The sequence below is a fragment of the Silanimonas algicola genome, assembly GCF_054777375.1.
The window spans coordinates 159,993-184,990 of record NZ_BAAHAS010000001.1 but is presented as its reverse complement, the minus strand read 5'-3'; the positions used below and the strand labels follow the sequence as shown (position 1 = coordinate 184,990).

At 66.6% G+C, this 24,998-nt stretch carries 22 protein-coding genes, 11 tRNA genes and 1 other RNA gene; 28 read left to right on the top strand and 6 right to left on the bottom strand.

All coding sequences use genetic code 11. From position 1 onward, the window contains the following. Positions 1 to 91: 91 nt before the first annotated feature. From alaS to ACYVAK_RS00870, 17 genes are all read left to right on the top strand, one after another. On the top strand, positions 92 to 2,746 hold the full coding sequence (alaS, locus tag ACYVAK_RS00950) for an alanine--tRNA ligase (RefSeq protein ID WP_461057074.1): 2,655 nt from the start codon (positions 92 to 94) through the stop codon (positions 2,744 to 2,746). A gap of 175 nt (positions 2,747 to 2,921) precedes the next feature. Continuing rightward, positions 2,922 to 3,137 (top strand): carbon storage regulator CsrA, encoded by a 216-nt coding sequence (gene csrA, locus ACYVAK_RS00945; protein WP_461057072.1) that lies wholly within the window; start codon positions 2,922 to 2,924, stop codon positions 3,135 to 3,137. Positions 3,138 to 3,179: 42 nt separating this feature from the next. Continuing rightward, positions 3,180 to 3,272 (top strand) — tRNA-Ser (locus tag ACYVAK_RS00940). Between the two features lie 148 nt (positions 3,273 to 3,420). Continuing rightward, a tRNA-Arg gene (locus tag ACYVAK_RS00935) sits at positions 3,421 to 3,497 on the top strand. Positions 3,498 to 3,616: 119 nt separating this feature from the next. Then, positions 3,617 to 3,693, top strand: a tRNA-Pro gene (locus ACYVAK_RS00930). A 70-nt stretch (positions 3,694 to 3,763) separates the two neighbouring features. After that, a tRNA-Arg gene (locus ACYVAK_RS00925) sits at positions 3,764 to 3,840 on the top strand. Between the two features lie 11 nt (positions 3,841 to 3,851). Then, positions 3,852 to 3,928: transfer RNA gene (locus tag ACYVAK_RS00920), tRNA-His, on the top strand. A gap of 54 nt (positions 3,929 to 3,982) precedes the next feature. Then, positions 3,983 to 4,058 (top strand) — tRNA-Lys (locus ACYVAK_RS00915). 34 nt (positions 4,059 to 4,092) lie between these two features. Further along, a tRNA-Leu gene (locus ACYVAK_RS00910) sits at positions 4,093 to 4,177 on the top strand. Between the two features lie 103 nt (positions 4,178 to 4,280). Next, complete coding sequence (gene tig, locus ACYVAK_RS00905; protein WP_461057070.1) at positions 4,281 to 5,579, top strand: trigger factor; 1,299 nt, start codon at positions 4,281 to 4,283, stop codon at positions 5,577 to 5,579. A gap of 18 nt (positions 5,580 to 5,597) precedes the next feature. Then, positions 5,598 to 6,221, top strand: a complete 624-nt coding sequence (gene clpP / locus ACYVAK_RS00900; RefSeq protein WP_461057069.1) for an ATP-dependent Clp endopeptidase proteolytic subunit ClpP — start codon at positions 5,598 to 5,600, stop codon at positions 6,219 to 6,221. A 106-nt stretch (positions 6,222 to 6,327) separates the two neighbouring features. Beyond that, positions 6,328 to 7,617, top strand: a complete 1,290-nt coding sequence (gene clpX / locus ACYVAK_RS00895) for an ATP-dependent Clp protease ATP-binding subunit ClpX (protein WP_297875791.1) — start codon at positions 6,328 to 6,330, stop codon at positions 7,615 to 7,617. A 123-nt stretch (positions 7,618 to 7,740) separates the two neighbouring features. Beyond that, positions 7,741 to 10,206 carry an endopeptidase La gene (gene lon / locus ACYVAK_RS00890; RefSeq protein ID WP_461057067.1) on the top strand — a complete coding sequence of 822 codons (2,466 nt, stop codon included), beginning with the start codon at positions 7,741 to 7,743 and terminating at the stop codon, positions 10,204 to 10,206. Between the two features lie 194 nt (positions 10,207 to 10,400). Then, positions 10,401 to 10,673, top strand: coding sequence for an HU family DNA-binding protein (locus ACYVAK_RS00885; protein WP_297864878.1), 273 nt, complete (start codon positions 10,401 to 10,403; stop codon positions 10,671 to 10,673). Positions 10,674 to 10,689: 16 nt separating this feature from the next. Beyond that, positions 10,690 to 10,764 (top strand) — tRNA-Val (locus ACYVAK_RS00880). 10 nt (positions 10,765 to 10,774) lie between these two features. Then, positions 10,775 to 10,851, top strand: a tRNA-Asp gene (locus tag ACYVAK_RS00875). A 69-nt stretch (positions 10,852 to 10,920) separates the two neighbouring features. Next, positions 10,921 to 12,912 carry a peptidylprolyl isomerase gene (locus tag ACYVAK_RS00870; protein ID WP_461057065.1) on the top strand — a complete coding sequence of 664 codons (1,992 nt, stop codon included), beginning with the start codon at positions 10,921 to 10,923 and terminating at the stop codon, positions 12,910 to 12,912. A 126-nt stretch (positions 12,913 to 13,038) separates the two neighbouring features. On the opposite strand, the gene ACYVAK_RS00865 is transcribed toward ACYVAK_RS00870, so the two are convergent. Beyond that, positions 13,039 to 13,836 (bottom strand): enoyl-ACP reductase FabI, encoded by a 798-nt coding sequence (locus tag ACYVAK_RS00865; protein ID WP_461057064.1) that lies wholly within the window; start codon positions 13,834 to 13,836, stop codon positions 13,039 to 13,041. Between the two features lie 81 nt (positions 13,837 to 13,917). Next, positions 13,918 to 15,141 (bottom strand): lytic transglycosylase domain-containing protein, encoded by a 1,224-nt coding sequence (locus ACYVAK_RS00860; protein WP_461057063.1) that lies wholly within the window; start codon positions 15,139 to 15,141, stop codon positions 13,918 to 13,920. 45 nt (positions 15,142 to 15,186) lie between these two features. Here ACYVAK_RS00860 and ACYVAK_RS00855 point away from each other — a divergent pair, with 45 nt between their 5' ends. Genes ACYVAK_RS00855 through dnaQ form a run of 3 tightly spaced genes read left to right on the top strand, consistent with a single transcriptional unit; the run spans position 15,187 to position 17,046 of the window. Next, positions 15,187 to 15,867 carry a methyltransferase domain-containing protein gene (locus ACYVAK_RS00855; RefSeq protein WP_461057061.1) on the top strand — a complete coding sequence of 227 codons (681 nt, stop codon included), beginning with the start codon at positions 15,187 to 15,189 and terminating at the stop codon, positions 15,865 to 15,867. A gap of 22 nt (positions 15,868 to 15,889) precedes the next feature. Next, entirely contained in the window at positions 15,890 to 16,339 is a 450-nt protein-coding gene (gene rnhA, locus ACYVAK_RS00850; protein WP_461057059.1) for a ribonuclease HI, read from the top strand. Then, positions 16,336 to 17,046, top strand: a complete 711-nt coding sequence (dnaQ, locus tag ACYVAK_RS00845; RefSeq protein ID WP_461057057.1) for a DNA polymerase III subunit epsilon — start codon at positions 16,336 to 16,338, stop codon at positions 17,044 to 17,046. Before rnhA ends, dnaQ begins: the two co-directional genes overlap by 4 nt. A 78-nt stretch (positions 17,047 to 17,124) precedes the next feature. On the opposite strand, the gene ACYVAK_RS00840 is transcribed toward dnaQ, so the two are convergent. Next, positions 17,125 to 17,829, bottom strand: coding sequence for a PP2C family protein-serine/threonine phosphatase (locus ACYVAK_RS00840; protein WP_461057055.1), 705 nt, complete (start codon positions 17,827 to 17,829; stop codon positions 17,125 to 17,127). Positions 17,830 to 18,026: 197 nt separating this feature from the next. Between ACYVAK_RS00840 and ACYVAK_RS00835 the strand changes: the two genes are divergently transcribed. From ACYVAK_RS00835 to ACYVAK_RS00825, 3 genes are all read left to right on the top strand, one after another. Then, positions 18,027 to 18,117: transfer RNA gene (locus ACYVAK_RS00835), tRNA-Ser, on the top strand. Between the two features lie 376 nt (positions 18,118 to 18,493). Further along, positions 18,494 to 18,823: a hypothetical protein gene (locus ACYVAK_RS00830; protein ID WP_461057053.1), complete on the top strand. Its 330-nt coding sequence runs from the start codon at positions 18,494 to 18,496 to the stop codon at positions 18,821 to 18,823. A 367-nt stretch (positions 18,824 to 19,190) separates the two neighbouring features. Beyond that, positions 19,191 to 19,601 (top strand): DUF6165 family protein, encoded by a 411-nt coding sequence (locus ACYVAK_RS00825; protein ID WP_461057051.1) that lies wholly within the window; start codon positions 19,191 to 19,193, stop codon positions 19,599 to 19,601. Here the strand turns inward: ACYVAK_RS00825 and ACYVAK_RS00820 are convergent, their stop codons facing one another. After that, positions 19,602 to 20,648 (bottom strand): glycosyltransferase family 9 protein, encoded by a 1,047-nt coding sequence (locus ACYVAK_RS00820; protein ID WP_461057049.1) that lies wholly within the window; start codon positions 20,646 to 20,648, stop codon positions 19,602 to 19,604. A 27-nt stretch (positions 20,649 to 20,675) separates the two neighbouring features. On the opposite strand from ACYVAK_RS00820, the gene ACYVAK_RS00815 reads away from it, so the two are divergent. Next, positions 20,676 to 21,410 carry a 3-deoxy-D-manno-octulosonic acid kinase gene (locus tag ACYVAK_RS00815; RefSeq protein ID WP_461057047.1) on the top strand — a complete coding sequence of 245 codons (735 nt, stop codon included), beginning with the start codon at positions 20,676 to 20,678 and terminating at the stop codon, positions 21,408 to 21,410. A gap of 71 nt (positions 21,411 to 21,481) precedes the next feature. On the opposite strand, the gene ffs is transcribed toward ACYVAK_RS00815, so the two are convergent. Both ffs and ACYVAK_RS00805 read right to left on the bottom strand, forming a co-directional pair. Then, positions 21,482 to 21,578: signal recognition particle sRNA small type (gene ffs, locus ACYVAK_RS00810), an RNA gene on the bottom strand. Between the two features lie 37 nt (positions 21,579 to 21,615). Further along, a tRNA-Ser gene (locus tag ACYVAK_RS00805) sits at positions 21,616 to 21,708 on the bottom strand. Between the two features lie 154 nt (positions 21,709 to 21,862). Between ACYVAK_RS00805 and dnaX the strand changes: the two genes are divergently transcribed. The 4 genes from dnaX to ACYVAK_RS00785 are packed head-to-tail and all read left to right on the top strand — an operon-like array spanning position 21,863 to position 24,998. Next, positions 21,863 to 23,626: a DNA polymerase III subunit gamma/tau gene (gene dnaX, locus ACYVAK_RS00800; protein ID WP_461057045.1), complete on the top strand. Its 1,764-nt coding sequence runs from the start codon at positions 21,863 to 21,865 to the stop codon at positions 23,624 to 23,626. A gap of 3 nt (positions 23,627 to 23,629) precedes the next feature. Beyond that, positions 23,630 to 23,959: a YbaB/EbfC family nucleoid-associated protein gene (locus ACYVAK_RS00795; protein ID WP_461057043.1), complete on the top strand. Its 330-nt coding sequence runs from the start codon at positions 23,630 to 23,632 to the stop codon at positions 23,957 to 23,959. 34 nt (positions 23,960 to 23,993) lie between these two features. Then, positions 23,994 to 24,593 carry a recombination mediator RecR gene (gene recR / locus ACYVAK_RS00790; RefSeq protein WP_461057041.1) on the top strand — a complete coding sequence of 200 codons (600 nt, stop codon included), beginning with the start codon at positions 23,994 to 23,996 and terminating at the stop codon, positions 24,591 to 24,593. A 60-nt stretch (positions 24,594 to 24,653) separates the two neighbouring features. Further along, entirely contained in the window at positions 24,654 to 24,998 is a 345-nt protein-coding gene (locus tag ACYVAK_RS00785; protein WP_461057039.1) for a histidine triad nucleotide-binding protein, read from the top strand.

The following is a 24,998-nucleotide window of genomic DNA, read 5'->3' as shown; positions in this document are numbered from 1 at the left end:
GCCCTGCTACCCTTGAAGGCTGACTTTCCGTCTCCCATGTCGGCATGAAGCGGCCCTGGCCGCGCCCCTCCGACCCGCCTTCAGGTTCCGCATGAAAACCAGCGCCGAGATCCGCCGCGACTTCCTCGAGTTCTTCCAGTCGAAGGGCCATACGATCGTCCCGTCCAGCCCGCTCGTTCCGGGCAACGACGCCACCCTGCTGTTCACCAACGCCGGCATGGTGCAATTCAAGGACGTGTTCCTCGGCGCCGAGAAGCGCAGCTACACGCGTGCCGTCTCGTCGCAGCGCTGCGTTCGCGCCGGCGGCAAGCACAACGACCTCGACCAGGTCGGCTATACCGCGCGCCACCACACCTTCTTCGAGATGCTGGGCAACTTCAGCTTCGGTGACTACTTCAAGAAGGACGCGATCTGCTGGGCCTGGGAGCTGCTGACCGAGGTCTGGAAGCTGCCGAAGGAGCGCCTGCTCGTCACGATCTACCACACCGATGACGAAGCCTTCGCCATCTGGAACCAGACGGTCGGCCTGCCGCCGGAGCGCATCATCCGCATTGGCGACAACAAGGGCGCGCCCTTTGCCTCCGATAACTTCTGGCAGATGGCCGACACCGGACCCTGCGGCCCCTGCACCGAGATCTTCTACGACCACGGCGCCCACATCGCCGGCGGCCCGCCGGGCTCGCCGGACGAGGACGGCGACCGTTTCATCGAGATCTGGAACAACGTCTTCATGCAGTTCGACCGCCAGCCCGACGGCACCCTGCTGCCGCTGCCGGCGCCCTGCGTCGACACCGGCATGGGCCTCGAGCGCCTCGCGGCCGTGCTGCAGCACGTGCACAGCAACTACGAGATCGATCTGTTCCAGCATCTGATCAAGGCCGCCGCGGTGCTGACGGACACGAAGGATCTCGAGCACAAGTCACTGCGCGTCATCGCCGACCACATCCGCGCCGCCAGCTTCCTGATCGTCGATGGCGTGCTGCCGTCGAACGAGGGTCGCGGCTACGTGCTCCGCCGCATCATCCGACGCGCAACCCGCCACGTATGGAAGCTCGGCGCGCTGAAGCCCGAGGGCGTGTTCTGGCGCATGGTCCAGCCGCTGGTCGACGCCATGGGCGAGGCCTACCCGGAGCTCAAGGCGCAGCAGGGCACGGTGGAGGCAGCGCTGAAGGCCGAGGAGGCCGCGTTCGCAACCACGCTCGACGCCGGCATGCAGCGCCTCGACGCCACGCTGTCGAAGGCCGGCGCGGTACTCGATGGCGAGTCGCTGTTCCAGTTGCATGACACCTACGGCTGCCCGCCGGACCTGATCCTCGACATCCTGCGCGAGCGCAGCCTCTCGCCTGCAGCCGACGCCATGGCAGTGTACGAGCAGCGGATGAACGAGCAGCGCGAACGCGCCCGCGCCGCCGGCAAGTTCGGTGGCGGCATCGTCATGCCGGCGGAGCTGATCGCGAAGTTGAGCCCGACGCAGTTCCTTGGCTACGAGTCCGTCGAAGCCGAGAACTGCCGCATTGTCGCGCTGTTGCGCGACGGCAAGCCGGTGGAGCGACTCGCCGCGGGCGAGGAGGGCGTGGTCCTGCTCGACAAGACGAGCTTCTACGCCGAATCGGGCGGCCAGGTCGGTGACACCGGCCGGCTGATCGACGCCCGGGGCGATGCCTTCGAGGTGCAGGACACGTTGAAGCTGGCCGGCCAGTTCCACGCGCACCTTGGGCGCGTCAGCGCCGGCGGCCTCGCCATCGGCGATCGCGTGTCGGCCCGCGTCGACGAAGAGCGCCGACAGGACGTCGTGCTGAACCACTCGGCCACGCACTTGCTGCACGCTGCGCTGCGCACCGTGCTCGGCGAGCACGTCACGCAGAAGGGCTCGCTCGTGGCCCCGGATCGCCTGCGCTTCGATTTCTCGCACTTCTCCGCGATCACGCCGGAGCAGCTCGCCACCATCGAATCGATGGTGAACGCGGAGATCCGCCGCAACGCCGAAGCGGAAGTGCACCACATGGGCATGCAGGAGGCCCTCGATTTCGGCGCCATGGCGCTGTTCGGCGAAAAGTACGGCGAGCGCGTGCGCGTGCTGCGCATGGGCGAGTTCTCCACCGAGCTTTGCGGGGGTACGCACGTGCATCGCACGGGCGACATCGGCCTGTTCAAGATCGTTTCGGAAGGCGGCGTCGCCGCCGGCGTGCGCCGCATCGAGGCCGTCACCGGCCGCGGCGCGCTGGCCGAGGTCGCCGCGCAGGAGGCGGTGCTGGAACAGGCCGCCGACCTCGTCGGTGGTCGTGCTTCGGACCTCCTCGACAAGCTGCGCGGCCTGCTGGATCGCCAGAAGAAGCTCGAGCGCGAGATCGAGTCGTTCAAGGCCAAGGCCGCGGCCGGTGCGAGTGCCGACCTTGCCTCGCAGGCCGTCGAAGTCGGCGGCCTCAAGGTGGTCGCTGCACGCCTCGAAGGTTTCGACGCGAAAGGATTGCGCGATGCGGTCGACAACCTGAAGCAAAAGCTCGGCGACGTCGTCGTCGTCCTCGCCGCCGCAAGCGAGGGCAAGGCCAGCTTGATCGCTGGCAGCCATGGTGCCGCGCTGGCCAAGGTCAAGGCAGGGGATCTGCTGGCGCACGTGGCGAAGCAGATCGGTGGCAAGGGCGGTGGTCGGCCCGATATGGCGCAGGGCGGGGGGAATGACGGGGATGCCCTGATTGCGGCGCTTTCCGCCGTCCCCGAGTGGGTGTCCGCCAAGCTCGGCGCCTGATGACATCGCCGGGGGCAGTCGCTGTTTTCCCCTGTGGCTCCGCGTTGCGCCTGCCGTTCGCCACGCCTAGTATCATGGTCCTGCGCGGCTTACCGCGCAGAGCCGATCAGGCTGCGGTGGGCTCGGATGCCGCCGTGGTCCGGTGTAGGAAGAACCCCGGACGAGGAACACGCTCATGTTGATTTTGACCAGGCGGGTCGGTGAAACCCTGATGATCGGCGACTCGGTGACCGTGACGGTCCTCGGGGTCAAAGGCAACCAGGTGCGCATCGGCATCACCGCCCCGAAGGAAGTCGCGGTGCATCGCGAAGAGATTTTCCAGCGCATCCAGCGTGATGAAGCGGGGAAGCTTCCGCCGAACGGTAAAGAAGATTTGCCGCGAGAGCCGTGAGCCGTTACTCTTTGCGCCCGCTCCGCTGAGGGGTGGGTCGACGGAGTGATGCCCGAGAGGCCGAAGGGGCTCCCCTGCTAAGGGAGTATAGGGTCAAAAGCTCTATCGAGGGTTCGAATCCCTCTCACTCCGCCACGTCGATGCCGCCTCTGGGCGGCGTCTTCGTCTGACGGGTTTGAAACGATGTCCCGCGCACCGCGCGGATGCTTCGGGACATGGCATAAAGAAAGTGGAATCGGGGGCTTGACGTCCCGGCGTCCACTCCGCATAATTTCATTTCTACGCGCCCGTAGCTCAGTTGGATAGAGCACCAGGCTACGAACTTGGGGGTCGGAGGTTCGAATCCTTCCGGGCGCGCCATCGATCAAACAAGGTGCTTCGGCACCTTTTTTGTTCGGAGGAGAGGCGCGGCATCGCGTCGATCCAGTGGTCCAACACAATTCGCGTGGCAGTCGTTCTTCGCCCGACCGGTTCAAAGCCGGGGTATAGCTCAGTCTGGTAGAGCGCCAGCTTTGGGAGCTGGATGTCGGGGGTTCGAATCCCTCTGCCCCGACCAGTTGCGTGGTCTGGTGGTGTCGATAAGCTGATGCCCCGGCATCGGGTCCGGTGGGTCCATCCGTTTCTGAGCGCCCGTAGCTCAACCGGATAGAGCACCGGCCTTCTAAGCCGGCGGTTGCAGGTTCGATTCCTGCCGGGCGCGCCAGTTTCAATGTGGTGGATGTAGCTCAGTTGGTTAGAGCACTGGATTGTGATTCCAGGGGTCGCGGGTTCAAATCCCGTCTTCCACCCCAGCCCTCCGGTAGGGCATAATTCGCCTTCGCAGTCGCGTCGGCGACGAGGTTTCCGGGCCGTTAGCTCAGTTGGTAGAGCAGCGGACTCTTAATCCGTAGGTCCTAGGTTCGAATCCTAGACGGCCCACCAAACCTCGAACGCCGCTTCGCCTGCTCCAAAGCCTGCGAGAGTGGCGAAATTGGTAGACGCGCTGGATTTAGGTTCCAGTGGGGCAACCCGTGAGAGTTCGAGTCTCTCCTTTCGCACCAAGCAGCATCCGGTGCGGAGGATTTGAGGCCTGGCTCCGCGGGTTTTTTCGTTTTCGGCGCGCACGAAGAGCGCGGCACAACACGCGACATTTCAGGAGTCACCATGCACGTTTCCGTTGAATCCATCGGCAGCCTGGGGCGCAAGCTTTCGGTCAGCGTCCCGGCCGAGCGCCTCGAGAGTGCCGTGGGCAACCGCCTGCGCGAGCTGTCGCGTACGGTACGCATGAACGGCTTCCGACCGGGCAAGGTGCCGGCGAAAGTCATCGAGCAGCGCTTCGGCGCGCAGGTGCGGTCGGAAGCGTATTCCGACGTCGTTCGCGACAGCTTCGGGGAGGCGCTGCGCCAGCAGAACCTGCAGCCGGTGGGCCAGCCGGAGATCAACGCCGAGGGCGGCGTCTCCGAAGAGATCCGCTACACGGCCACCTTCGAGGTGGCGCCGGACTTCGGTGACATCGACATCGCCAAGCTCGCGATCCAGCGCGCCACGGCGGCCGTCGAAGATTCCGACATCGACAACATGATCGAAACGCTGCGCCAGCAGCGCCGGTCTTGGAACGTCGTCGAGCGCGCCGCCCGGACCGGCGATCTCGTCAACGTCGAGAACTTCGCCATGGTCGAAGGCAAGCGCTTTCCTGAGGAAGGTGTCGAGCGTGGCGTGACCGTCGTCGGCAGCAACATGCTGTTCCCGGCGATCGAGCAGGCTCTCGTAGGCCTGTCGGCTGGCGAGGAGAAGAGCGTCGACGTCACCTTCCCGGCCGACTGGCGCGTCGCTGAGCTCGCTGGTAGGACCGCCCAGGTCAACGTCAAGGCGGCGAAGGTGTCCGAGCAGCACCTGCCGGCGATCGACGAAGCCTTCATCAAGAGTTTCGGCGTCAAGTCAGGCAAGCTCGACAAGTTCCGGGAGGAGGTCCGCAGCAACCTGCAGCGCGAACTGAAGGGCGCGCTGTCGGCCCGCCTGCGCTCGGAAGTCGCGCAGAAGCTGGTCGCGGCCTACGCCCACATCGAACTTCCGCCGCGCCTGATCGAGGCCGAAGCCCGCTCGATGGCCGCACAGGCGGCCGAGAATGCCCGTCGTCAGGGCCAGAACGTCGGCCAGGTCGACCACGCCCCGTTCATGGACGCCGCCCGCAATCGCGTTGCCGCCGGCTTGATCGTCGGCGAAGTGGCCAAGCGCAACAGCCTGCGCCTGGATCCGAAGCGCGTGAACGAAGCCATCAGTCTGATCGCCTCGACTTACGAGGACCCGCAGCAGGTGGTTGATCTTTACCGCAACGACCCCAATCTGATGCAGGGCCTGCAGGCGCGCGTGATGGAAGAGCAGGTGATCGACTGGATCGCCGAGCGTGCGCAGGCGACCGACGTGGCGATGTCCTTCACCGACGCGCTGCGCCCGAACGCCTAAACCGAACCGGAGCGTCCCATGGAACCGACCAAGAGCCTCAACCTCGTCCCGATGGTGGTCGAACAGACCGCCCGCGGCGAGCGCGCGTACGACATCTACTCGCGCCTCCTGAAAGAGCGGGTGATCTTCCTGGTCGGTCCGATCGACGACTACATGGCGAACGTCGTGGTCGCCCAGCTGCTGTTCCTCGAGGCTGAAAACCCCGAGAAGGACATCAGCCTGTACATCAACTCGCCGGGTGGCGTCGTCACTGCCGGCCTGGCGATCTACGACACGATGCGCTTCATCAAGCCGGACGTCAGCACCATCTGCGTCGGCCAAGCCTGTTCGATGGGCTCGTTCCTGCTGGCGGCTGGCGCCAAGGGCAAGCGCTACGCCCTGCCGAACTCCCGCGTGATGATCCACCAGCCCTCGGGCGGCGCCCAGGGCCAGGCCACGGACATCGCCATCCAGGCCAAGGAGATCCTGTATCTCCGCGAGAAGCTGGCCCGCGAGTACGCCGCCAACACCGGCAAGTCGGTGGAGCAGATCGAGAAGGATCTGGAGCGCGATCTGTTCATGAACGCGGAAGAGTCGAAGGCCTACGGCCTGATTGACGCCGTGCTCGAGCGCCGTCCGGACGACACGGTGCAGGCCGGCTGAACGCCGCCGCTTTCCCCTTCACGCCACGCCGGCACCTCGGGGCTCCCGCTCCGGGGTGCCGGTGCTATTCTCGGGCCGAGACCGCTGCCCCCGGGTTTCCCAAGAAATGACCGACGACCGACCCAGCCGCCCCGCCGACAGTTCCAAGATCCTCTACTGCTCCTTCTGCGGAAAGAGCCAGCACGAGGTGCGGAAGCTGATCGCAGGCCCCAGCGTGTTCATCTGCGATGAATGCGTGGAGCTTTGCAACGACATCATCCGCGAGGAGCTCGAGGACAAGTCGCAGGCGGCGCGCAGCCACCTGCCGAAGCCGAAGGAGATCCTCGAGGTCCTCGACCAGTACGTGGTTGGGCAGCCGCGCGCTAAGAAGACCCTCGCCGTTGCGGTCTACAACCACTACAAGCGCATCGAGTCGCGCCAGAAGGGCGACGACGTCGAACTGGCGAAGTCGAACATCCTGCTGATCGGCCCGACCGGCTCGGGCAAGACGCTGCTGGCCGAGACGCTGGCGCGCCTACTCAACGTGCCGTTCACGATGGCCGATGCGACGACGCTGACCGAAGCCGGCTACGTCGGCGAGGACGTCGAGAACATCATCCAGAAGCTGCTGCAGAAGTGCGACTACGACGTCGAGAAGGCGCAGCAGGGCATCGTCTACATCGACGAGATCGACAAGATCTCGCGCAAGAGCGAGAACCCGTCGATCACCCGCGACGTGTCGGGCGAAGGCGTGCAGCAGGCCCTGCTGAAGTTGATCGAAGGCACGGTCGCCAGCGTTCCGCCGCAGGGTGGACGCAAGCACCCGCAGCAGGAGTTCCTGCAGGTCGACACACGCAACATCCTGTTCATCTGCGGTGGTGCTTTCGCCGGGATCGAGAAGGTGATCCAGCAGCGCAGCACCGAGGCGGGCGGCATCGGCTTCTCGGCCAAGGTGAAGAGCCAGAGCAACAAGGCCGATGCCGGCAAGCTGATGGCCGACGTCGAGCCGGAAGACCTGATCAAGTTCGGCCTGATCCCCGAGTTCGTCGGCCGCCTGCCGGTGGTCGCGACGCTCGAGGAACTCGACGAGGCGGCGCTGGTGAAGATCCTCACCGAGCCGAAGAACGCGATCGCCAAGCAGTTCAAGAAGCTGTTCGACATGGAGGGCGTGGAGCTGGAAATCCGCCCTGACGCCCTGGCCGCCGTGGCCCGCAAGGCGCTGAAGCGCAAGACCGGTGCCCGTGGCCTGCGGACGATCCTCGAGTCGGTGCTCCTCGACACCATGTACGAGCTGCCGTCGAAGGAAAACGTCAGTAAGGTCGTCGTCGACGAGTCGGTGATCGAGCACAAGACCGAGCCCTACCTGATCTACACCACGCCGGCACCAGCACCGCAGCGTGCTGCCTCCGGCGACTGAGGCGAGGCGTCAACATGAACACCAGCAAGCCCCGCCCGGCCTCCGACGCGGGGCTTGTTGTTTCCGGGGCAGGGCGTCCCCATCCTGCGTCCATGGGCCGACACCGGCCGCAAGGAACCTGACATGAGCCGCGAAACTTCCCACGACCTGCCGATCCTGCCGCTGCGAGATGTGGTGGTGTATCCGCACATGGTCATCCCGCTGTTCGTCGGGCGCGACAAGTCGATCAAGGCCCTTGACGTGGCCATGGCCGCCGACAAGCAGATCCTGCTGCTCGCGCAGACCACCCCCGAGACGGACGACCCGGCCGGCAGCGACCTCTACCGCATCGGCACGCTCGCCACCGTGCTGCAGTTGCTGAAGCTCCCCGACGGCACCATCAAGGTGCTGGTGGAGGGCGTGTCGCGCTTCAAGGTAAGCGACGTGCGCGACGTCGATGGTGCGCTCATGGGGCGCGGGACGGTGGTCGAGTCGACTGTGGATGGCGACGAGCGTGAGTCGGACGTAGCGCGCCGCTCGCTTCTCGCGCTGTTCGAGCAATACCTGAAGACCAACCGCAAGCTGCCGCCGGAGCTCATGACGACGCTGTCGGGCATCGACGATCCCGAGCGCTTCGCCGATACCGTGGCGGCGCATGTCAGCGCGCGGCTGGTGGACAAGCAAAAGGTGCTCGAGACCACCAAGGTCATGGAGCGGATCGAGATGCTGATCGGCCTCGTCGAGGGCGAGATCGATGTGCAGCACATCGAGAAGCGCATCCGCGGTCGCGTGAAGTCGCAGATGGAGAAGAGCCAGCGCGAGTACTACCTCAACGAGCAGATGAAGGCCATCCAGAAGGAGCTGGGGGATGGCGAGGAAGGCACGAACGAGGTGGACGAGCTGGCGAAGAAAGTCGCCAATGCCGGAATGCCCAAGCCCGTCGAGGCGAAGGCCAAGGCCGAGCTCAACAAGCTCAAGCAGATGTCGCCGATGTCGGCGGAAGCCACCGTCGTGCGCAACTACATCGACTGGCTGGTCGGCGTGCCGTGGAAGAAGCGCAGCAAGGTGCGCAAGGACCTGAAGGCCGCGCAGCAGGTGCTGGATGCCGACCACTTCGGCCTGGAGAAGGTGAAGGACCGCATCCTCGAGTACCTCGCGGTGCAGTCGCGCGTCTCCAAGATGAAGGGGCCGATCCTCTGCCTCGTCGGCCCGCCGGGCGTTGGCAAGACGTCGCTGGGCCAGAGCATCGCCAAGGCCACGAACCGCAAGTTCGTGCGCATGTCGCTGGGCGGCGTGCGCGACGAGGCCGAGATCCGGGGGCACCGCCGCACCTACATCGGCTCGATGCCGGGCCGCATCGTGCAGAACCTCAACAAGGTGGGCTCGAAGAATCCGCTGTTCGTGCTCGATGAGATCGACAAGATGTCGATGGACTTCCGCGGCGACCCGTCCTCGGCGTTGCTGGAAGTGCTCGACCCCGAACAGAACCACAGCTTCAACGACCACTACCTCGAGGTCGACCTCGACTTGTCCGAGGTGATGTTCGTCGCGACGTCGAACTCGCTGAACATCCCCGGCCCGCTGCTGGACCGCATGGAGATCATCCGCATCCCCGGCTACACCGAGGAGGAGAAGCTCAACATCGCGACGCGCTACCTGCTGCCGAAGCAGCTGAAGGCGAACGGCCTGAGGGATGGCGAGCTGGTGGTGGCGGAGTCGGCACTGCAGGACGTCGTGCGCTACTACACGCGTGAATCGGGCGTGCGCAGCCTGGAGCGCGAGATCGCCAAGATCTGCCGCAAGGTGGTCAAGGAGATCGCGCTCGCGGGCCCGCTGCCGGTGTCGAAGAAAACGGGCAAGCCCGCGTCACGCAAGGCCATCAAGGTGGATGCCAAGAACCTCGACAAATACCTCGGCGTGCGCAAGTACGACTTCGGTCGGGCCGAGGCGCAGAACGAGGTGGGCCTGGTCACCGGGCTCGCGTGGACGGAGGTGGGCGGCGACCTCCTGCAGATCGAAGCCAGCCTGTCCCCGGGCAAGGGTGCCTTGCTGCTCACCGGGCAACTCGGTGACGTCATGCAGGAATCGGCGAAGGCCGCGTACACTGTCGTTCGCTCACGCAGCGCGGCCTTCGGCATCGATCCGGATTTCCATCAGAAGTTCGACACCCACGTGCACGTGCCCGAAGGCGCGACGCCGAAGGACGGCCCGAGCGCGGGCATCGGCATGGTCACCGCGCTGGTCTCGGCCTTGACCAAGGTGCCCGTACGGGCGGATGTGGCCATGACCGGCGAGATCACGCTTCGCGGGCGCGTCCTGCCCATCGGTGGACTCAAGGAGAAACTGCTGGCGGCGCTCCGCGGTGGCATCCGCACCGTCGTGATCCCGGAGGAAAACCGGAAGGATTTGGTCGATCTGCCGAAATCGGTGCTGCAAGGCCTCGAGATCGTCCCCGCCAAGTGGATCGACGAAGTGCTTGACGTGGTACTGGAGAGGCCGCTGTTGCCCCTTGCCGCAGGGGTGCGGGAAGCGGTGCCCGATACGGGCGATGCCGTAAAGGAAAACGCCAAGACGGACGACGGCGGAGCAGATGCGGGGCGCGCGCACTGATGGTGGAAACGACACGGCCGGAGTCGCTGCGAGCCGCGTTTTTGCTGAGTTTCGCTTGTTGCGACGCCGAAATGCCGCTGGTATAACGGCACGCAGCCCCGGTCCTCGAATCGGTGGGCTGAATGCCGCTGGCGCCCGCGGGACGGTGCGCCGGCAGAACACATCCGCGGGGAAGCCCGCCCAGGGAGTCAAGAATGAACAAGTCTGATTTTGTCAACGCCGTCGCCGATGCCGCCGAGCTGTCGAAGGCCGATGCCGGCCGCGCCGTCGACGCCGTGGTCGAGACCATCAAGAAGGCGCTGAAGAAGGGCGACACCGTGACGCTGGTGGGCTTTGGAACCTTCGCCGTCCGCAAGCGCGCCGCTCGCCAGGGCCGCAACCCGCAGACCGGTGCGACCATCAAGATCAAGGCCTCGAAGTCGCCCGCATTTAAGGCTGGCAAAGCGCTGAAGGATGCAGTAAACTGACGTCCTCGCTCACCAAGGGTGCTTAGCTCAGCGGTAGAGCGTCGCCCTTACAAGGCGAGGGTCGGGGGTTCGAAACCCTCAGCACCCACCAAGTTTTCGGCGGAGTGGTAGTTCAGTCGGTTAGAATACCGGCCTGTCACGCCGGGGGTCGCGGGTTCGAGTCCCGTCCACTCCGCCACTTTCTATTCAAAGGCGCCGCAAGGCGCCTTTGTTTTTTCTAGGCCTCGCGTTGGAGCTTGCGCTCACCATGCTTCAGAGAATTCGTGAAAACACGTCGGGTTGGTTCGCTTGGGTCGTCATCGGCCTGATCATTTTCGCCATGGCGTTCTTCGGCATCGAGCAGTACTTCCAGGCACGTATCGACACCTATTCCGCGAAGGTCGAATCGCCACCGAGCTGGTGGCGGGATGCGCCCTCCGAGGGGGCGATGGGGCGTCTCGCCCGCGCTTTCGTCTGGGACAGCGCCGAAATCTCCCAGACCGAGTTCCGCGAACGTTTCGACCGCTACCGCGAGCAGGTGCGTGTGCAGGCTGGCGATTCCTACGACGCCGAGCAGGTGGAGAGCATCGAAACCAAGCGCCTCGTGCTGGACGGATTGATCGATGAGAAGATCCTCGAGATCGCCGGACAGCGTGACGGCGTGGCGGTGGATGCCTCGCAGATCCGCAAGGCCATCCTCGAGATCGATGGCATCACCCAAGATGGCGAGTTCATCGGCGAGGACGCCTACCGCATCTGGCTGCAGTCGCGAGGCCTGACGGCCGCCGGGTTCGAGTCGCTGGTTGCCCGTCAGCTGATGACCTCGACGATGCCGACCACCGTCGCGGAAAGCGGGCTGGTCGGCGATGCCGAACTGGAGAGGTTGCTCGCGCTCCAGCAGGAAACGCGCGATCTGCGCTTCGTGGAGATCCCGCCGCCCGAGCTGCCGGCGAGTGCCACGGACGATGCCGCCCTTGCCGCTTGGCACTCCTCCAACGCCGCGCGTTACAGCACCGAGGAGACGGTAACGATTTCCTATGTCGAGCTGGACGCGACCGGCCTCGCAGTCGCTACCGAGCCGACGGAACAGCAGCTCCTTGATCGCTACGAGGCCGAAAAGGCAAGGTTCGGCACCGAGGAGGAGCGCACTGCAGCGCACATCCTCGTGGCCGTTCCGGCGGATGCGGATGATGCGACCACCGAGGCGGCGCGCGTGAAGGCAGCGGGAATCGCCGACCAGGCACGTGCGGAAGGCGCCGATTTCGGTGCTCTCGCCGCTGCGAACAGCGAAGACCTCGGCACGAAGGACTTTGGCGGCGACCTTGGCACCATCGGGAAGGACGTGTTCCCGAAGCCCTTCGAGGAGGCCGTGTTCGCGCTGCAGGAAGGGGGTGTGAGCGATCCGGTCCGCACGGACCAAGGGTGGCATGTCATCAAGCTGACTCAGCTCGTGCCGGGCTCCCTGCAGCCCTTCGAAGCTGTTCGCGAGCAACTGTCGGCAGAGTTTGGCGAGTCGGAGCGCGAGCGCCAATTCAACGAGAAGAGTGGTGCGCTGATCGACGCGATCCTCCGCGAACCGAACTCGCTGGCGGCCGTCGCGCGTGAGCTGGAGCTCGAGGTGAAGACGCTGGCGCCGTTCACGCGTGCTGCCGGTGACGGCGTGTCCGCGATCGAGGCCGTGCGCGCCGCGGCGTTCTCGCGGTCGCAAAAGGACGATCGCCTCGTCAGTGATCCGATCGAGATCGCCACGAACCGGATCATCGTCCTGCAGGTGACGGACCATGCGCCCGCTGCACTCCGTCCGCTCGACGAGGTGCGCGACGTGGTGCTGGCCGATCTCCAGGCCGATCGCCTCGCGACGGCCGCACGCGAGCGTGCGGAAGCGCTGCTCGAGCGGGCACGCGGCGGCGAAAGCCTGGAAACGCTCGCGGCGGAACTCGGGGTCGTGCCGCAAGACAGCAATGGCGTGGCGCGCCAGGCGGGCTTCCCTGACCCCGCGATCGCCACCGAAGCGTTCCGCCTGCTGCCGATCGAGGAAGGCAAGCCGGCGGATATCGGCCTCGCCGCGCTCAGCGGGGGGCGCTTCGCCCTCGTCATGGCGACCAAGGTGGTGCCGGGAGACACCAGCGCGTTGACGCCCGACGTTCGCTCGCAGATCCGTTCTCAGCTCGCACAGATGCGCGGCAGCATGGAGCGGCAGGCTTTCGTCAAGGCACTTCGTGGCCAGTTCCAAGTGACGGTGGCTGAAGAGCGACTCTGACGGAGAGGGTCTCGACCATAAAGAGACACGGGCAGCCGGGCTCGCCACGCGTTGCAGCAAAAAGCCCGGCATCGGCCGGGCTTTTTCGTTGCGCCATCCGGGCCGCCGCACCGGCTGGCCCCGGCGTCAGTGGGTTTCGCTATCCAGCCCCGCCATGCCGAGGATGCTGTAGCCGCCATCCACGTAGGTGACTTCCCCAGTGATGCCGGCCGCGAGGTCGGAGCACAGGAAGGCGGCGGCATTGCCGACGTCTTCGATGGTCACGTTCCGACGGATCGGGGCGACCTCTTCGACGTGCTTCAACATCTTGCGCAGGTTGCCCACACCCGATGCGGCCAGCGTCTTGATCGGACCCGCCGAGATGCAGTTCACGCGGATGCCTTCCGGACCAAGGTTGAGCGCCAAGTAGCGCACGCTGGCCTCGAGGGCCGCCTTGGCGACGCCCATGACGTTGTAGCTCGCGAGCGCGCGCTCGGCGCCGAGGTAGCTCAGCGTGAGGATCGCGGACTGTCGACCCTGCATCATCGGACGCGCGGCCTGAGCGAGAGCGGAGAGCGAGTAGGCCGAAATGTCGTGCGCGATCCGGAAGTTCTCGCGCGTCAGATGGTCGAGATAGCCGCCGTCAAGGGCCTCGCGCGGGGCGAAGCCAATCGAGTGCACGAGGATGTCGAAGCCGTCCCAGTGTTTGCCGAGCTCGGCCATGCAGGCGGCGATCTGCGCGTCGTCGGCGACGTCGAGCGGAATGACGATGTTCGAACCGTATTCGGCGGCCGCTTCTTCGACGCGCGATTTCAGTTTCTCGTTCTGGTACGTGAAGGCGAGCTCGGCGCCTTCGCGGCGCATGGCTTCGGCGATGCCGTTGGCGATCGAGCGCTGGCTGGCGATGCCGGTGATGAGGGCGCGCTTGCCCGCAAGGAAACCCATGGAACCTCCGGATGGTCAGGCGTTGATGACGCCGCGGCCTGACAGTGTGACGAGGCGCGCGCGCTGCGCCAACTGTACGCCTCAGTCTGGAACGCGCAGGATGCGACCGATTCGCAGCGGCCGTGACGCATCGAGGTCGTTGTGGTCCGCGAGGGCACGGACCGTCGTCCCATAGCGTCGGGCGATGCGCCAGAGCGTGTCGCCGGAGCGGACGATGTGCTCGCGCGGAGGCGATCCGCCGCGGGCCACCCCGGCGTCGGTCGTCGCGGACCGCGCCTCGCCGGGGACGTCGCTGTCGACTGGGCTGACGACCGGGGCAAGCAGGCGGCGCGGCGTACCCGACGGCGGAATGCCGGAGCGGTAGGCGGGGTTCCATCGGGCCAGCGTGCCGGGCGTGGTGCCCCAAGCACGTGCCAAGGCGTCCAGCCCCACCGTTCCGTCCGGCGCGCGACGGACCTCCAGCGGGATGAACGGGTCGGTGGGCAGGGTGATGCCGTGACGCGCGGGCTCGGCGATCAAGCAGGCGAGCGCATGGAGCTTCGCAACGTAGGCGTACGTGACGCTGGACAGCCCCGCGGGAAGGCGACGCTCCCCCGACACTCGGGCGTCGCCTTGACGGGCGATGGCGCGGCGCAAGCGGCCTTCCCCGGCGTTGTAGGCCATGGCGGTCGCGCGCCAGTCGTCGAACTCGGCGTGGAGCACAGCGAGGTAATCCAGTGCCGCATCGGTGGCGTCGGCCGGCGAAAGCCGGCCGTCGTAGGCTCGTCCCACCTGCACGCCGTGGTTGCGCGCCGTGCTGCCGATCATCTGCCATAGCCCCGCGGGTCCCCCCGGGCCCCTCGCCTCAGGGCGGTAGCCGCTTTCGACGATCGGAACCAGCGCGAACTCCCCGGGCAAGTCCCGGGCCTCGACCGCTTCCACCACATAGGCCAGCAGGGGGAGGGCGTCGCGCAGCTGGCGCTCGAAGCCCGCGGGGTTTCCCGCATATCGGCGACGCCATTGGCGGTTGTGTTCGCCGCGGACGCAGACGGGAGGGGTGAAAGAGGCCGCCAAGCGCTCGAAGAGCACCTTGCCGTCGCTGATGCGCGGTGGAGGGGCAGGCGCGGCTTCTGTCGTGCCCTCACGCCCTCTGGGCGTGGCCACGATGGGGGATGGCAACGCCAGTTGCAGCGGCTCGGTCGGCTCTTCGGCGATGGGTCCGCTTTCCGGCGGAGGCGTCGTGGCGCAGCCCACGGCAATCGCGGCCGACCCCAGAGCGACCAGGGCGCAACGGAACAGGCGGTCGAGACAAAGGGGCAGGGACACGGGCTCAACATCGGGCACGCGGCCCTTTGCCGCACAATCCAGACCATGCCGGCCCTCCAGCTCCCCCGTCAAGCCGAAGCCCTGAAGCGTTGCTTGGCCGATCCGCGATCCCGTGCGCTCCTGATGGGCGCGCAGTCGGCCTGGATCGAGCGCGGCGCCGATGGCGGCGGCCAGGTCTGGTTGCGCCTGCTTCCCGAGCAGGCTTGGCCGGTGCCGCAGCCAACGGCTTGCTTCGCCGAGCGTTGGACGTTGGCGCCGGAGGGCGGGCGTTGGCGAGGTGCTTGGTGCTCGGACCTCCACGAGCTTCCCCTCGCCAGCGCCTCGGTGAGCCGGATCGACCTGCGCTTCGTCCTCGAATCGATGCCTTCGCCGGAGCGCCTGCTCGCGGAATGCGCGCGTGTCTTGCGTCCGGAGGGGCGTTTGCTGGTGTTCGGCCTGAACCCGTGGGGGCTCGCGCGCCTGCGCTGGGCGAGGCACGGGGTGCCGGCATTGCGATGCTCGCGCGTCGTCGACGGCCTGCGCGCCGAGGGCCTCGAGGTTTTGGAGCGCCGCACCCTTGGCCCCCGTTGGCGGCCTGCGGGCCTCGACGTCGTCGCGGCGAGCGGTCTGTCCTCGTGGGGGCGTGTCGCTTGGGCCGTCCTCGCCACGCGCCGGGAGGCGGGCCTGCCCCCCTTGCGCCGTGCAGCCCTTCCGTGGCGTGCGGGCCCCGGGGTACCTGCCGCCTGAGCCCGCCACGTATCATCGGGCCATGAAATCGATCGAGATCCATACCGATGGTGCCTGCCTCGGCAACCCCGGTCCGGGTGGCTGGGCGGCGCTCCTGCGCTTCAATGGCACCGAGCGCGAGCTCGCCGGTGGCGAGGCGCAGACGACCAACAACCGTATGGAATTGATGGGCGCGATCGCCGCACTCGAAGCGCTGAAGGAGCCCTGCGCGGTCGTGCTGCACAGCGACTCCAAGTACGTGCTCCAGGGCATCAGCGAATGGATGCCGGGCTGGAAGCGCAAGGGTTGGAAGACCGCCGGTGGCGGCGCGGTGAAGAACCAGGATCTCTGGCAGCGCCTCGACGCGGCGGCGGCGAAGCATCGAATGACGTGGCAGTGGGTGAAGGGCCATGCCGGCCATGTCGAGAACGAGCGCGTCGATGCGCTCGCACGCGCCCAGGCGGAGCGTTTCCGTGGGGGGGCTGCGGCATGAGGCAAGTGATCCTCGATACCGAGACGACCGGGCTTTCCTGGGAGAAGGGCAATCGCATCGTCGAGATCGGATGTGTCGAACTCGTCGAGCGCCGCCCGACCCGGCGGCATTTCCAGCGCTATCTGAACCCCGAGCGCGAGATGGAGCCGGGCGCCGCCGAGGTCACCGGCCTCACGTGGGATTTCCTGCGCGACAAGCCGCTGTTCCAGGAAGTGGCGCAGGAGTTCCTGGAATTCATCCGTGGGTCGGAGCTGGTGATCCACAACGCCGCCTTCGACGTCGGTTTCCTCAACGCAGAGTTGGCACGCCTCGGCCCGCAGTACGGATGCATCGACGACCACGTGAGCGGTGTGTTGGACACGCTGTTGCTGTCGAAACAGCGTTTCCCTGGCCAGCGTCACTCGCTCGACGCGCTGTGCAAGCGCCTCGGCGTCGACAACGGGCATCGAACCGTGCACGGCGCGCTGCTGGACGCCGAGCTACTCGCCGACGTCTACCTGACGATGACCTCGGGTCAAGGCGAGTTCTCGCTCGGTGCCGACGCCGCAGAGGCCGGCGCGGCGCACTCGGTGGAAGCCACCTTGCGCCCCCTGGCCGCCGTGGTGCGCCGGGGCCTTCGTCCGGAGGAGCTCGATGCTCATTCCGCACGGATGGCGGCGATCGCGAAGAAGGCCGGCGGAACGGTGCTCTGGGAGGGGGCGGTCTGACATCAACCCGCGTGCCGCCCTCTGGAGGTCGGGGCGTTGACGCCGTCAGAGCGACGCGATTTGGCGTCGCCCGAGGGTTCAGCTGCGCCGCAGCAACACGGCGGTGACGTTGTCGCTGCCGCCACCGTCAAGGGCTGCGGCGATAAGGTGGTCGACACATTCCTGCACGCTGATGTCCTTCTGTGACACCGCGCGTGCGATGAGCGCATCGTCGACCTCCTCGGTCAGGCCGTCGCTGCAGAGCAGGATGGCCATCCCCGGGCGGAGTTCCCCGGCCACGGTTTCGATGTTGAGCTTGTCCGGCTCGGTGACGCCAAGTGCCTTGGTGACGACATTCCGGTACGGATGGCTGCGCGCCTGCTCGGGGGTGAGTTGGCCCTGGTCGATCAGTTCCTGCACGTAGCTGTGGTCCGACGAGACCTGTTGGAGCTTCCCGTTCCACAAGTAAGCGCGTGAATCGCCCACCCAGGCGAGCTCGAAACGGTGGCTTGGCGCCACCCGCACGGCGACGACCGTCGTTCCCATGGGCATGCTTTCGTTGCGGCGCTTGGACTGTCGGATGATCTCTTCGTTGGCGCGGACGATGGCGTCGGCCAGTGGTTTGCCCGCGCGGACCTCCCGAACGATGGCGTCACGTGCCAGGGCGCTGGCCACCTCGCCGGAGTCATGCCCGCCCATGCCGTCCGCCACCAGCCATAAGCCGAGCTCGGCATCCCCGTAGTAGGTGTCCTCGTTGAGCTCGCGCCGGAGTCCGACGTGGCTGAGGTGGCCGAATTCGATCATCCCGGAATCCTACTCAGAACTCCTCGAGGATGCCCAGCGCGGCCGCCGGGGAGGGGGCGGGCACCTCCTCGTCGCATCGCCCGCTGGCAGGGCGGGGGCGGCGGCAGCGCTTGCCCCATCCGGGGCTGGCGCGGTGCAAAGGGAGAATGTATGATTCGCGGCTCGATCGGCCGTTGTTTGGCGGCCGAGAGACCACCGGAGAGGTGGCAGAGTGGTCGATTGTACCTGACTCGAAATCAGGCGTACGTTTATAGCGTACCGAGGGTTCGAATCCCTCCCTCTCCGCCAATCAAGTCAGGCACTTAGTCTTATTTCTCGGGGCCGAGGTGGGGAGCTTACAAACAGCTTATCCACAGCTTGACGTGTCACCAAGTGTGCCAATTGGCCAAGTCTAATTGGCACATTTTTCGGCGTATTCGTCCATCATTGGCGTTTGAATTCATATCGCCTTCGTTTCCTTTGGGGGAATTATTTTAGAGTGAGTAGGCTTCCACCCTTGCGATCTTTGATTGCTGGTCAGGGCGATGCTCCTAATCTGACATTCGTTCAGTCCATCATCATGTATTGAGTCCAGATGGGTTCTTCTTGGGCCAAGTGGGCGTAATCTTTTTGTGGCCGATGCGGTCGTTGTTTGGAACTTGGTTGTTGATTCAGGAGTCTGTGAATGGGGCATTCAAGGGCATTTGGCGTAGCACGTGTCGTTCGAATCTTTCGAGATCATGTCGACAAGGAAGCGTCGATTCAGAAGCTGTCAGTCTTTCTTGAGATCGCGACATCCCCAGGTATCGACAACGGCACGCTTATTCATCGGCTCGATCTTTCTCGCTCAAACGCGAGCAAGTTGGTTCACGATCTAACTGACCTGACGTCCCGCAAGAAGGCGGGGCCGGGGGTAGTTCGGTTGGAGATCGATCCGATGGACATGACCCGGCGCATGTCGTTCTTGACAGAGAAAGGCGAGCGGATCTTCAAGCTCATGCTTGAGGCGCTTTGATCGATTTAGGCGCACTCTTGTTACTTGGAAATTCGGGTTGAATCGGGCTGCGGCAAAGCATCATCGTGGAGTGATTCTTTCCGTGGCGACTGTGCCAGTCTGTGTGCCAATTGCCCCTGATTTCTGTGGATAAGTCACATGATGCGGTGCGGTAAGTCACTGATTATAAACAAGTTAACCCGATTGCGGGCGACTCGAAATCAGGCGTACGTTTATAGCGTACCGAGGGTTCGAATCCCTCCCTCTCCGCCAGATGACGAAAGGGCGCCTTGCAGAAGGCGCCTTTTTCTTGCCGTCGATCCGCGTGCCTGCGCGGGCGGGATCAGCGCCGCGCTACACTTCCGCGCCGTCGAATGGAGTAACCCCGATGTCCGAGATCAGCGTGCCGGTGTCGTTCGGCGAACTGCTCGACAAGATCGCCATCCTCGAGATCAAGTCCGAGCGCATCCGTGACGAGTCGAAGCTGGTCAACATCCGCCGCGAACTCGACGCGCTGCGCGCGACATGGGCGGCGCACCCGGCCTCGCGCGTCGATATCGCCGCGCTGCTCGTGGCCCTGAAGGCAGTCAACGAGCGACTGTGGGTCATCGAGGACGACATCCGCATCAAGGAGAAGGCGCAGGCCTTCGACCACGAATTCATCCGGTTGGCCCGTGCCGTCTACTTCGAAAACGACGAGCGCGCCAAGGTGAAGAAGGACATCAACCTCGCGCTCGGGTCGACCTATGTCGAGGAGAAGAGCTACCAGGATTACAAGGCGCCCGGCGCCGCGCGCTGATCAGGCCCCGAGGTCGGCGGCGCAGGCCTCGAAGCGCTCGATGACCTCGTCCACCCCGATGAGGTCCATCACGCCTTCGAACTCGACCCGCTTGCCCCACGGCAGGCTGGTGGCCGGCTTGCCCAGAAAGCGTTCCGCGGCTTCGGCGTAGTGGTTCGGCGACCAGCGGCGGTCCGAGTACGGACCACTGCGTTCGGCGTCGGTGCAGGCGTGCAGGGCGATGACGCGGCAGCCCATCGCGTTCGCCATGTGTACGGGCCCGGAGTCCGGGCCGAGCAGAAGCGAGGCGCGCCCGCACAGAGCGAGGAAGCGCTTGAAGGTGTCTTTGCCGATCAGGTCGAGAACGTGGCTGCGCTCCGGCATGGCCGAAAGGATGGCATCGCCGACCTCGCGTTCCAGTGCGCTGGGCCCGCCACACAGAGTTACGCGCCAGCCGCGCGAGAGCGCCCGGGACGCCACGGCAGCGTAGCGCTCAGGCCGCCAGTTGCGCAGCCGGTGGCTCGAGCAGGGCGAAACCAGAAGGGTCGGGGTATCGCCGGGCAGTTGCTCGACGGCCCAATCGTGCGCCTCGTCCGGTACAGGGAGGCGCCACTCGATGCGGTCCTGCCGGCATCCCAGCGCTTCGGCGAACTGCCCGAAGGCGTCGAGCACATGGTGCCCGCCGGGGGCGATGCGTTCGCTGACGACGAGCCCGTGGCCTTCCTTGCTGCGCACGGCGTCGTAGCCGATGCGGCGGTCGGCGCGTACCAGGGTCGAGAGCATGTTCGCGCGAAAGGCGAGCTGCATCTGGAGCAGGGCGTCGAAGCGTCGTGCCGCCAGCGTTGCCCGCAGCTGCTGCAGCCCCGTCCAGCCCGACTTCTTGTCGTAGACCACGAACTCGACGCCCTCGAGACCCTTGAGCATCAAGGCCTCGGCCTTCCCGATGATCCAAGTGATCGCGACGTCGGGTCGATGGCGTTGCAGCGTGCGGACCAGGGGGACGACATGCGTGGCATCGCCAAGCGCGGACAGTCGCAGGAGGCAGACGGAAGCGGGCGGGGAGGGCACGGGAAGGGCCTTGCTAGACTGCCACCGATGATAACGCCCGCGCCCGCCCACGACCGTCCGCCCTGCCTCCATGCCGCTGCGGCATGGCGCGAGCGCGCCCGCGTCGAGTGGTTCGATGTCTCGCGCTACGGCGCGAACGCGCTGCCGATCGGCGTCGGCGGTCGCGGCGATGCTTGGTACGTGGAGGGGCCGTTCGGCGCTGGTGTGCTGCGCCACTACCGTCGCGGCGGCTTGATCGCGCGGGTGTGCACGCGGCACTACTTGTGGCTGGGCGAGCGGCACGCGCGCTGCGTGCGCGAGGTGGTTTTGCTCGAAGGGCTCCTCGCGGCGGGCCTGCCGGTGCCTTCCCCCATTGCCGGGGCGTGGTGGCGAGAGGGGGTGTTCTATCGGGCCGCCCTGCTGATGGCGCGCGTGCCGGTGCGGGCCGACCTGATGTCCCTCGTTCACGAGGACGCCGCCTCGGCCCCCTGGGAGGCCGTCGGCGCGACGCTGGCCCGGTTCCACCGATTCGGTGCGCATCATCCCGACCTGAATGCGCGCAACGTGCTTCAGCGGGCCGATGGCGGGATCACGGTGATCGACTGGGATCGAGGCACCTCGGGCCACGCGCCGGGTCGTTGGTGCGACGATGAGATCGCCCGCCTTGAGCGTTCGCTGGTCAAGTACCAGCGCCATGTCACTGCGGCCCAGATTGCGGCGGGCATGGCCAGACTGCGTTCCGCCTGGCGCGATGGCATGAGGGACGCGCGATCGTCCCGTTGACGGGATGGTCTCCGGCAGGGCGCCGGTAGACGCCGCCCATGGCCGGTTGCCCGACGCGAAGCGGGTGACGGCCCCGCCAGCGTGACTCCGGCGCCCGAATCAGCCGATACCGTTGCTCCCTTCCGGGCCTGGCGGGGTTTTCAGCCTATCGTCGCGGAGGCGCCAACGGGGCCGCCATAGAGGGTTCCGCTCAACAGCTTCGAAGTGGCGGACAGGGCGGGATTCGAACCCGCGAAGCGGGGTTTAGCCGCTTACACACTTTCCAGGCGTGCTCCTTCAACCGCTCGGACACCTGTCCACGCTCGTGCTGCTTCTCCCGGGGGCGGCCTCCAGCCGGCGTCAGGGAGCCTGGGATCATACCGGCCGGGCGGCGAGGGCACAAATGAACGCCCGCTCGCGTGGCGCCGGGCCGGCCCGGTTGGCACAATGCCGGTCGGTTTCCGGGGTTCGGCATGGCCTATCTCGTTCTTGCACGAAAATGGCGCCCGAAGCGCTTCGCCGAACTCGTCGGGCAGGAGCACGTCGTCCGTGCCTTGTCGAATGCCCTTGAATCGGGCCGTGTCCACCACGCCTTCCTGTTCACCGGCACCCGGGGCGTCGGCAAGACCACCATCTCGCGCATCTTCGCGAAGTCGCTGAACTGCGAGCAGGGCACGAGTGCCGACCCCTGCGGCATCTGCAACGTCTGCGTCGATGTCGATGCCGGCCGCTTCGTCGACCTGATCGAAATCGACGCCGCCAGCCACACCGGCGTCGACGACGTTCGCGAGCTGATCGACAACGCCCAGTACCTGCCGTCGCGCGGCCGGGTGAAGGTCTACCTGATCGACGAAGTCCACATGCTGTCGAAGAGCGCATTCAACGCGCTGCTGAAGACGCTGGAGGAGCCGCCGGAGCACGTGAAGTTCCTGCTCGCCACCACCGACCCGCAGAAGCTGCCAGTGACCGTGCTGAGCCGCTGCCTGCAGTTCAACCTGCGCCGACTGGAGCAGGAGCAGATCCACGGCCAGATGCGCCGCATCGTCAATGCCGAAGGCATTCCCGCTGATGACGCCGCGCTCGGCCTGCTGGCGCGCGGTGCCGACGGCTCGCTGCGCGACGGGCTTTCGCTGCTCGACCAGGCCATCGCCTATTCCGGCGGACAACTCACGGCCGAGGCCGTGCACGCCATGCTCGGCACCTTGGACCACAAGGCGATCGGAGGGCTGCTGGCGGCGCTGGCCACCTTCGACGGTCCTTCGTTGCTCGCCCAGATCGAGGCAATGGCGGCCTTTTCGCCGGATTACGCGCAGGTGCTGGACGACGTCGCCGCGGCCCTGCACGCCGTCCAGGTGAAGCAGCTGGTGCCCGAAGCGGCGCGCGCTGTGGACGGTGTCGATACCGAGGCGCTGGCCACCCAGGTGCCGGCGGAGCTGGTGCAGCTCTGGTACCAGATGGCGATCCACGGCGCGCGCGATCTGGCGCTGGCGCCGACGCCGCGCGTGGGGTTCGAGATGGCGCTGCTGCGCATGCTGGCCTTCAAGCCGATGCCCGCCGGCGATGCGCCGGGCCCGGGGCCGCGGGGCGGCGAGCGCGCGCCCGACGCGGCGCGCCCGTCATCCGCGGAGCCGTTGCGCAGCGTCGCCGTCCCGGTCGTCGATGCGCCGGCGCCGCGCAAGGCGCCGCCGTCGCCGTTCGCCCGCGCGGTCGAACCGCCGCGGCCCGTGGAGCCCGTCCGCGCCCCGCCGTCGCCCTTCGTCGAAGCCGCATCGGCCGGTGGCAGCGCGGCGCGGATGATCGAACGTCCTGCCGCCGACGTCCCGCCCGCCGCCGCGCCGATCGCCTCGAACGAAGACTGGCTCGCGGCGCTGCAGCGGCAGGCCTTGAGCGGCCCCGCCGGCCAGCTCGCGGCGCATGCGCGCTTCGTCAGCGGCGACGCCGATGGCCTCACGCTCGCCCTGCTGCCCGAGGGCGAGCCGATGAAGTCGGACATCAGCGTGCGCCGACTCGCGGAAGGGCTGGCGCCGTTGTTTGGCCGCGCGCCGCAGCTGCGCTTCGTCGAGGCGCCGCGCGGCGAGGCCACCGGCGCCGAGACCCTGTTCGACCGCCAGCAGCGGCAGAAATCCGAGCGCCAGCAGGATGCCGAGGCGCGTTTCCTTTCCGATCCCGTCGTGAAGCAGCTGATGGCGCAGGGCGCCAAGCTCGTCGACGGGTCCATCCGACCGATCGAGGAGTAAGCCATGTTCAAGGGCAACATCGCGCAGGCCATGCAGATGGCGCAGCGCATGCAGGACAACATGAAGAAGGCGCAGGACGAGCTCGCCGCGCTGGAAGTCACGGGCAGCGCCGGTGGCGGCCTGGTCAGCGTCACGCTGAGCGGCAAGTTCGACGCCCGCAAGGTGCACGTCGACCCGCAGGCGCTGGGCGATGCCGAGATGCTCGAGGACCTGCTGCTGGTGGCGTTGAACGACGCCGTCGCCAAGGTCAACGAGGAATCCGCGAAGCGCATGTCGGCCGCGACCGCCGGCATGCCGATCCCGCCCGGCATGCGGGGCATGTTCGGCGCGTGAGCCCGGCGCGCGCGACGACGCGGGCGGCGGCGCCGTGAGCAGTTCCCTGCTCGAGCAACTGATCGACGGCCTGCGCGTGCTGCCGGGCGTGGGGGCGAAGAGCGCCCAGCGCATGGCCTACCACCTGCTGGAGCGGGATCGCGAAGGCGCGTCCCGTTTGGCAGAGCGCCTCGTCGCCGCGGTCGAGCGCATCCGCCACTGCGAGCAATGCCGCGATTTCAGCGAGACCGAGGTGTGCGCCATCTGCGCCAGCGCCTCCCGGGATCGCAGCGTGCTCTGCATCGTCGAGACCCCGGCCGATCGCCTCGCCATCGAGCAGGCCACGGGCTACCGCGGCCTGTACTTCGTACTGCAGGGTCGGCTTTCGCCGCTGGATGGCATCGGTCCGCGCCAGCTCGGCCTCGATCTGCTCGGCACGCGGCTCGCCGCCGGCGAGGTGCGCGAGATGATCATCGCCACCAATCCCACCGTCGAAGGCGAGGCCACGGCCCACTACCTCGCGCAGATGGCACGCGCGGCCGGCGTCACCCCGAGCCGCCTGGCGCAGGGCCTGCCGCTCGGCGGAGAGCTCGAGTACGTCGATCGCGACACCCTGGCGCACGCCTTCGGGCAACGCAGCGAAGCGGCGGGCTGAAGCGGGCTACACCGCGTCGCGTGGCACTGGCATCCTCTGGTGGAACCGCTGGAGCCGACCATGCCCGAGACGATTTTCGACAAGATCATCCGCCGCGAGATTCCCGCCGACATCGTCTACGAGGACGAGCACGTGCTGGCGTTCCGCGACATCGCGCCGAAGGCGCCGGTGCACGTACTGTTCATCCCGAAACAGCCCATTGCGACGCTCAACGACGCGACGCCGGCGCAGGCCGAACTGCTGGGCCGCCTGATGCTGGCGGCCTCCGGTTGGGCGAAGGCGCAGGGTTTCGCGGAAAACGGCTACCGCGTGGTGATGAACTGCAACGGCGACGGCGGACAGACGGTGTTCCACATCCACCTGCATCTGCTCGCCGGCCGCGCTTTGGCCTGGCCCCCGGGCTGA

What these genes read in the sequence shown, in the direction of transcription:
- ACYVAK_RS00795 (WP_461057043.1), top strand. Translation starts at nt 23,630, where the DNA reads ATGTTCAAGGGCAACATCGCGCAGGCCATGCAGATGGCGCAGCGCATG.
- alaS (WP_461057074.1), top strand. Translation starts at nt 92, where the DNA reads ATGAAAACCAGCGCCGAGATCCGCCGCGACTTCCTCGAGTTCTTCCAG.
- lon (WP_461057067.1), top strand. Translation starts at nt 7,741, where the DNA reads ATGAGCCGCGAAACTTCCCACGACCTGCCGATCCTGCCGCTGCGAGAT.
- ACYVAK_RS00855 (WP_461057061.1), top strand. Translation starts at nt 15,187, where the DNA reads ATGCCGGCCCTCCAGCTCCCCCGTCAAGCCGAAGCCCTGAAGCGTTGC.
- ACYVAK_RS00865 (WP_461057064.1), bottom strand. Translation starts at nt 13,836, where the DNA reads ATGGGTTTCCTTGCGGGCAAGCGCGCCCTCATCACCGGCATCGCCAGC.
- ACYVAK_RS00840 (WP_461057055.1), bottom strand. Translation starts at nt 17,829, where the DNA reads ATGATCGAATTCGGCCACCTCAGCCACGTCGGACTCCGGCGCGAGCTC.
- clpX (WP_297875791.1), top strand. Translation starts at nt 6,328, where the DNA reads ATGACCGACGACCGACCCAGCCGCCCCGCCGACAGTTCCAAGATCCTC.
- ACYVAK_RS00785 (WP_461057039.1), top strand. Translation starts at nt 24,654, where the DNA reads ATGCCCGAGACGATTTTCGACAAGATCATCCGCCGCGAGATTCCCGCC.
- csrA (WP_461057072.1), top strand. Translation starts at nt 2,922, where the DNA reads ATGTTGATTTTGACCAGGCGGGTCGGTGAAACCCTGATGATCGGCGAC.
- dnaQ (WP_461057057.1), top strand. Translation starts at nt 16,336, where the DNA reads ATGAGGCAAGTGATCCTCGATACCGAGACGACCGGGCTTTCCTGGGAG.
- clpP (WP_461057069.1), top strand. Translation starts at nt 5,598, where the DNA reads ATGGAACCGACCAAGAGCCTCAACCTCGTCCCGATGGTGGTCGAACAG.
- dnaX (WP_461057045.1), top strand. Translation starts at nt 21,863, where the DNA reads ATGGCCTATCTCGTTCTTGCACGAAAATGGCGCCCGAAGCGCTTCGCC.
- ACYVAK_RS00825 (WP_461057051.1), top strand. Translation starts at nt 19,191, where the DNA reads ATGTCCGAGATCAGCGTGCCGGTGTCGTTCGGCGAACTGCTCGACAAG.
- ACYVAK_RS00870 (WP_461057065.1), top strand. Translation starts at nt 10,921, where the DNA reads ATGCTTCAGAGAATTCGTGAAAACACGTCGGGTTGGTTCGCTTGGGTC.
- ACYVAK_RS00830 (WP_461057053.1), top strand. Translation starts at nt 18,494, where the DNA reads ATGGGGCATTCAAGGGCATTTGGCGTAGCACGTGTCGTTCGAATCTTT.
- ACYVAK_RS00885 (WP_297864878.1), top strand. Translation starts at nt 10,401, where the DNA reads ATGAACAAGTCTGATTTTGTCAACGCCGTCGCCGATGCCGCCGAGCTG.
- ACYVAK_RS00815 (WP_461057047.1), top strand. Translation starts at nt 20,676, where the DNA reads ATGATAACGCCCGCGCCCGCCCACGACCGTCCGCCCTGCCTCCATGCC.
- tig (WP_461057070.1), top strand. Translation starts at nt 4,281, where the DNA reads ATGCACGTTTCCGTTGAATCCATCGGCAGCCTGGGGCGCAAGCTTTCG.
- rnhA (WP_461057059.1), top strand. Translation starts at nt 15,890, where the DNA reads ATGAAATCGATCGAGATCCATACCGATGGTGCCTGCCTCGGCAACCCC.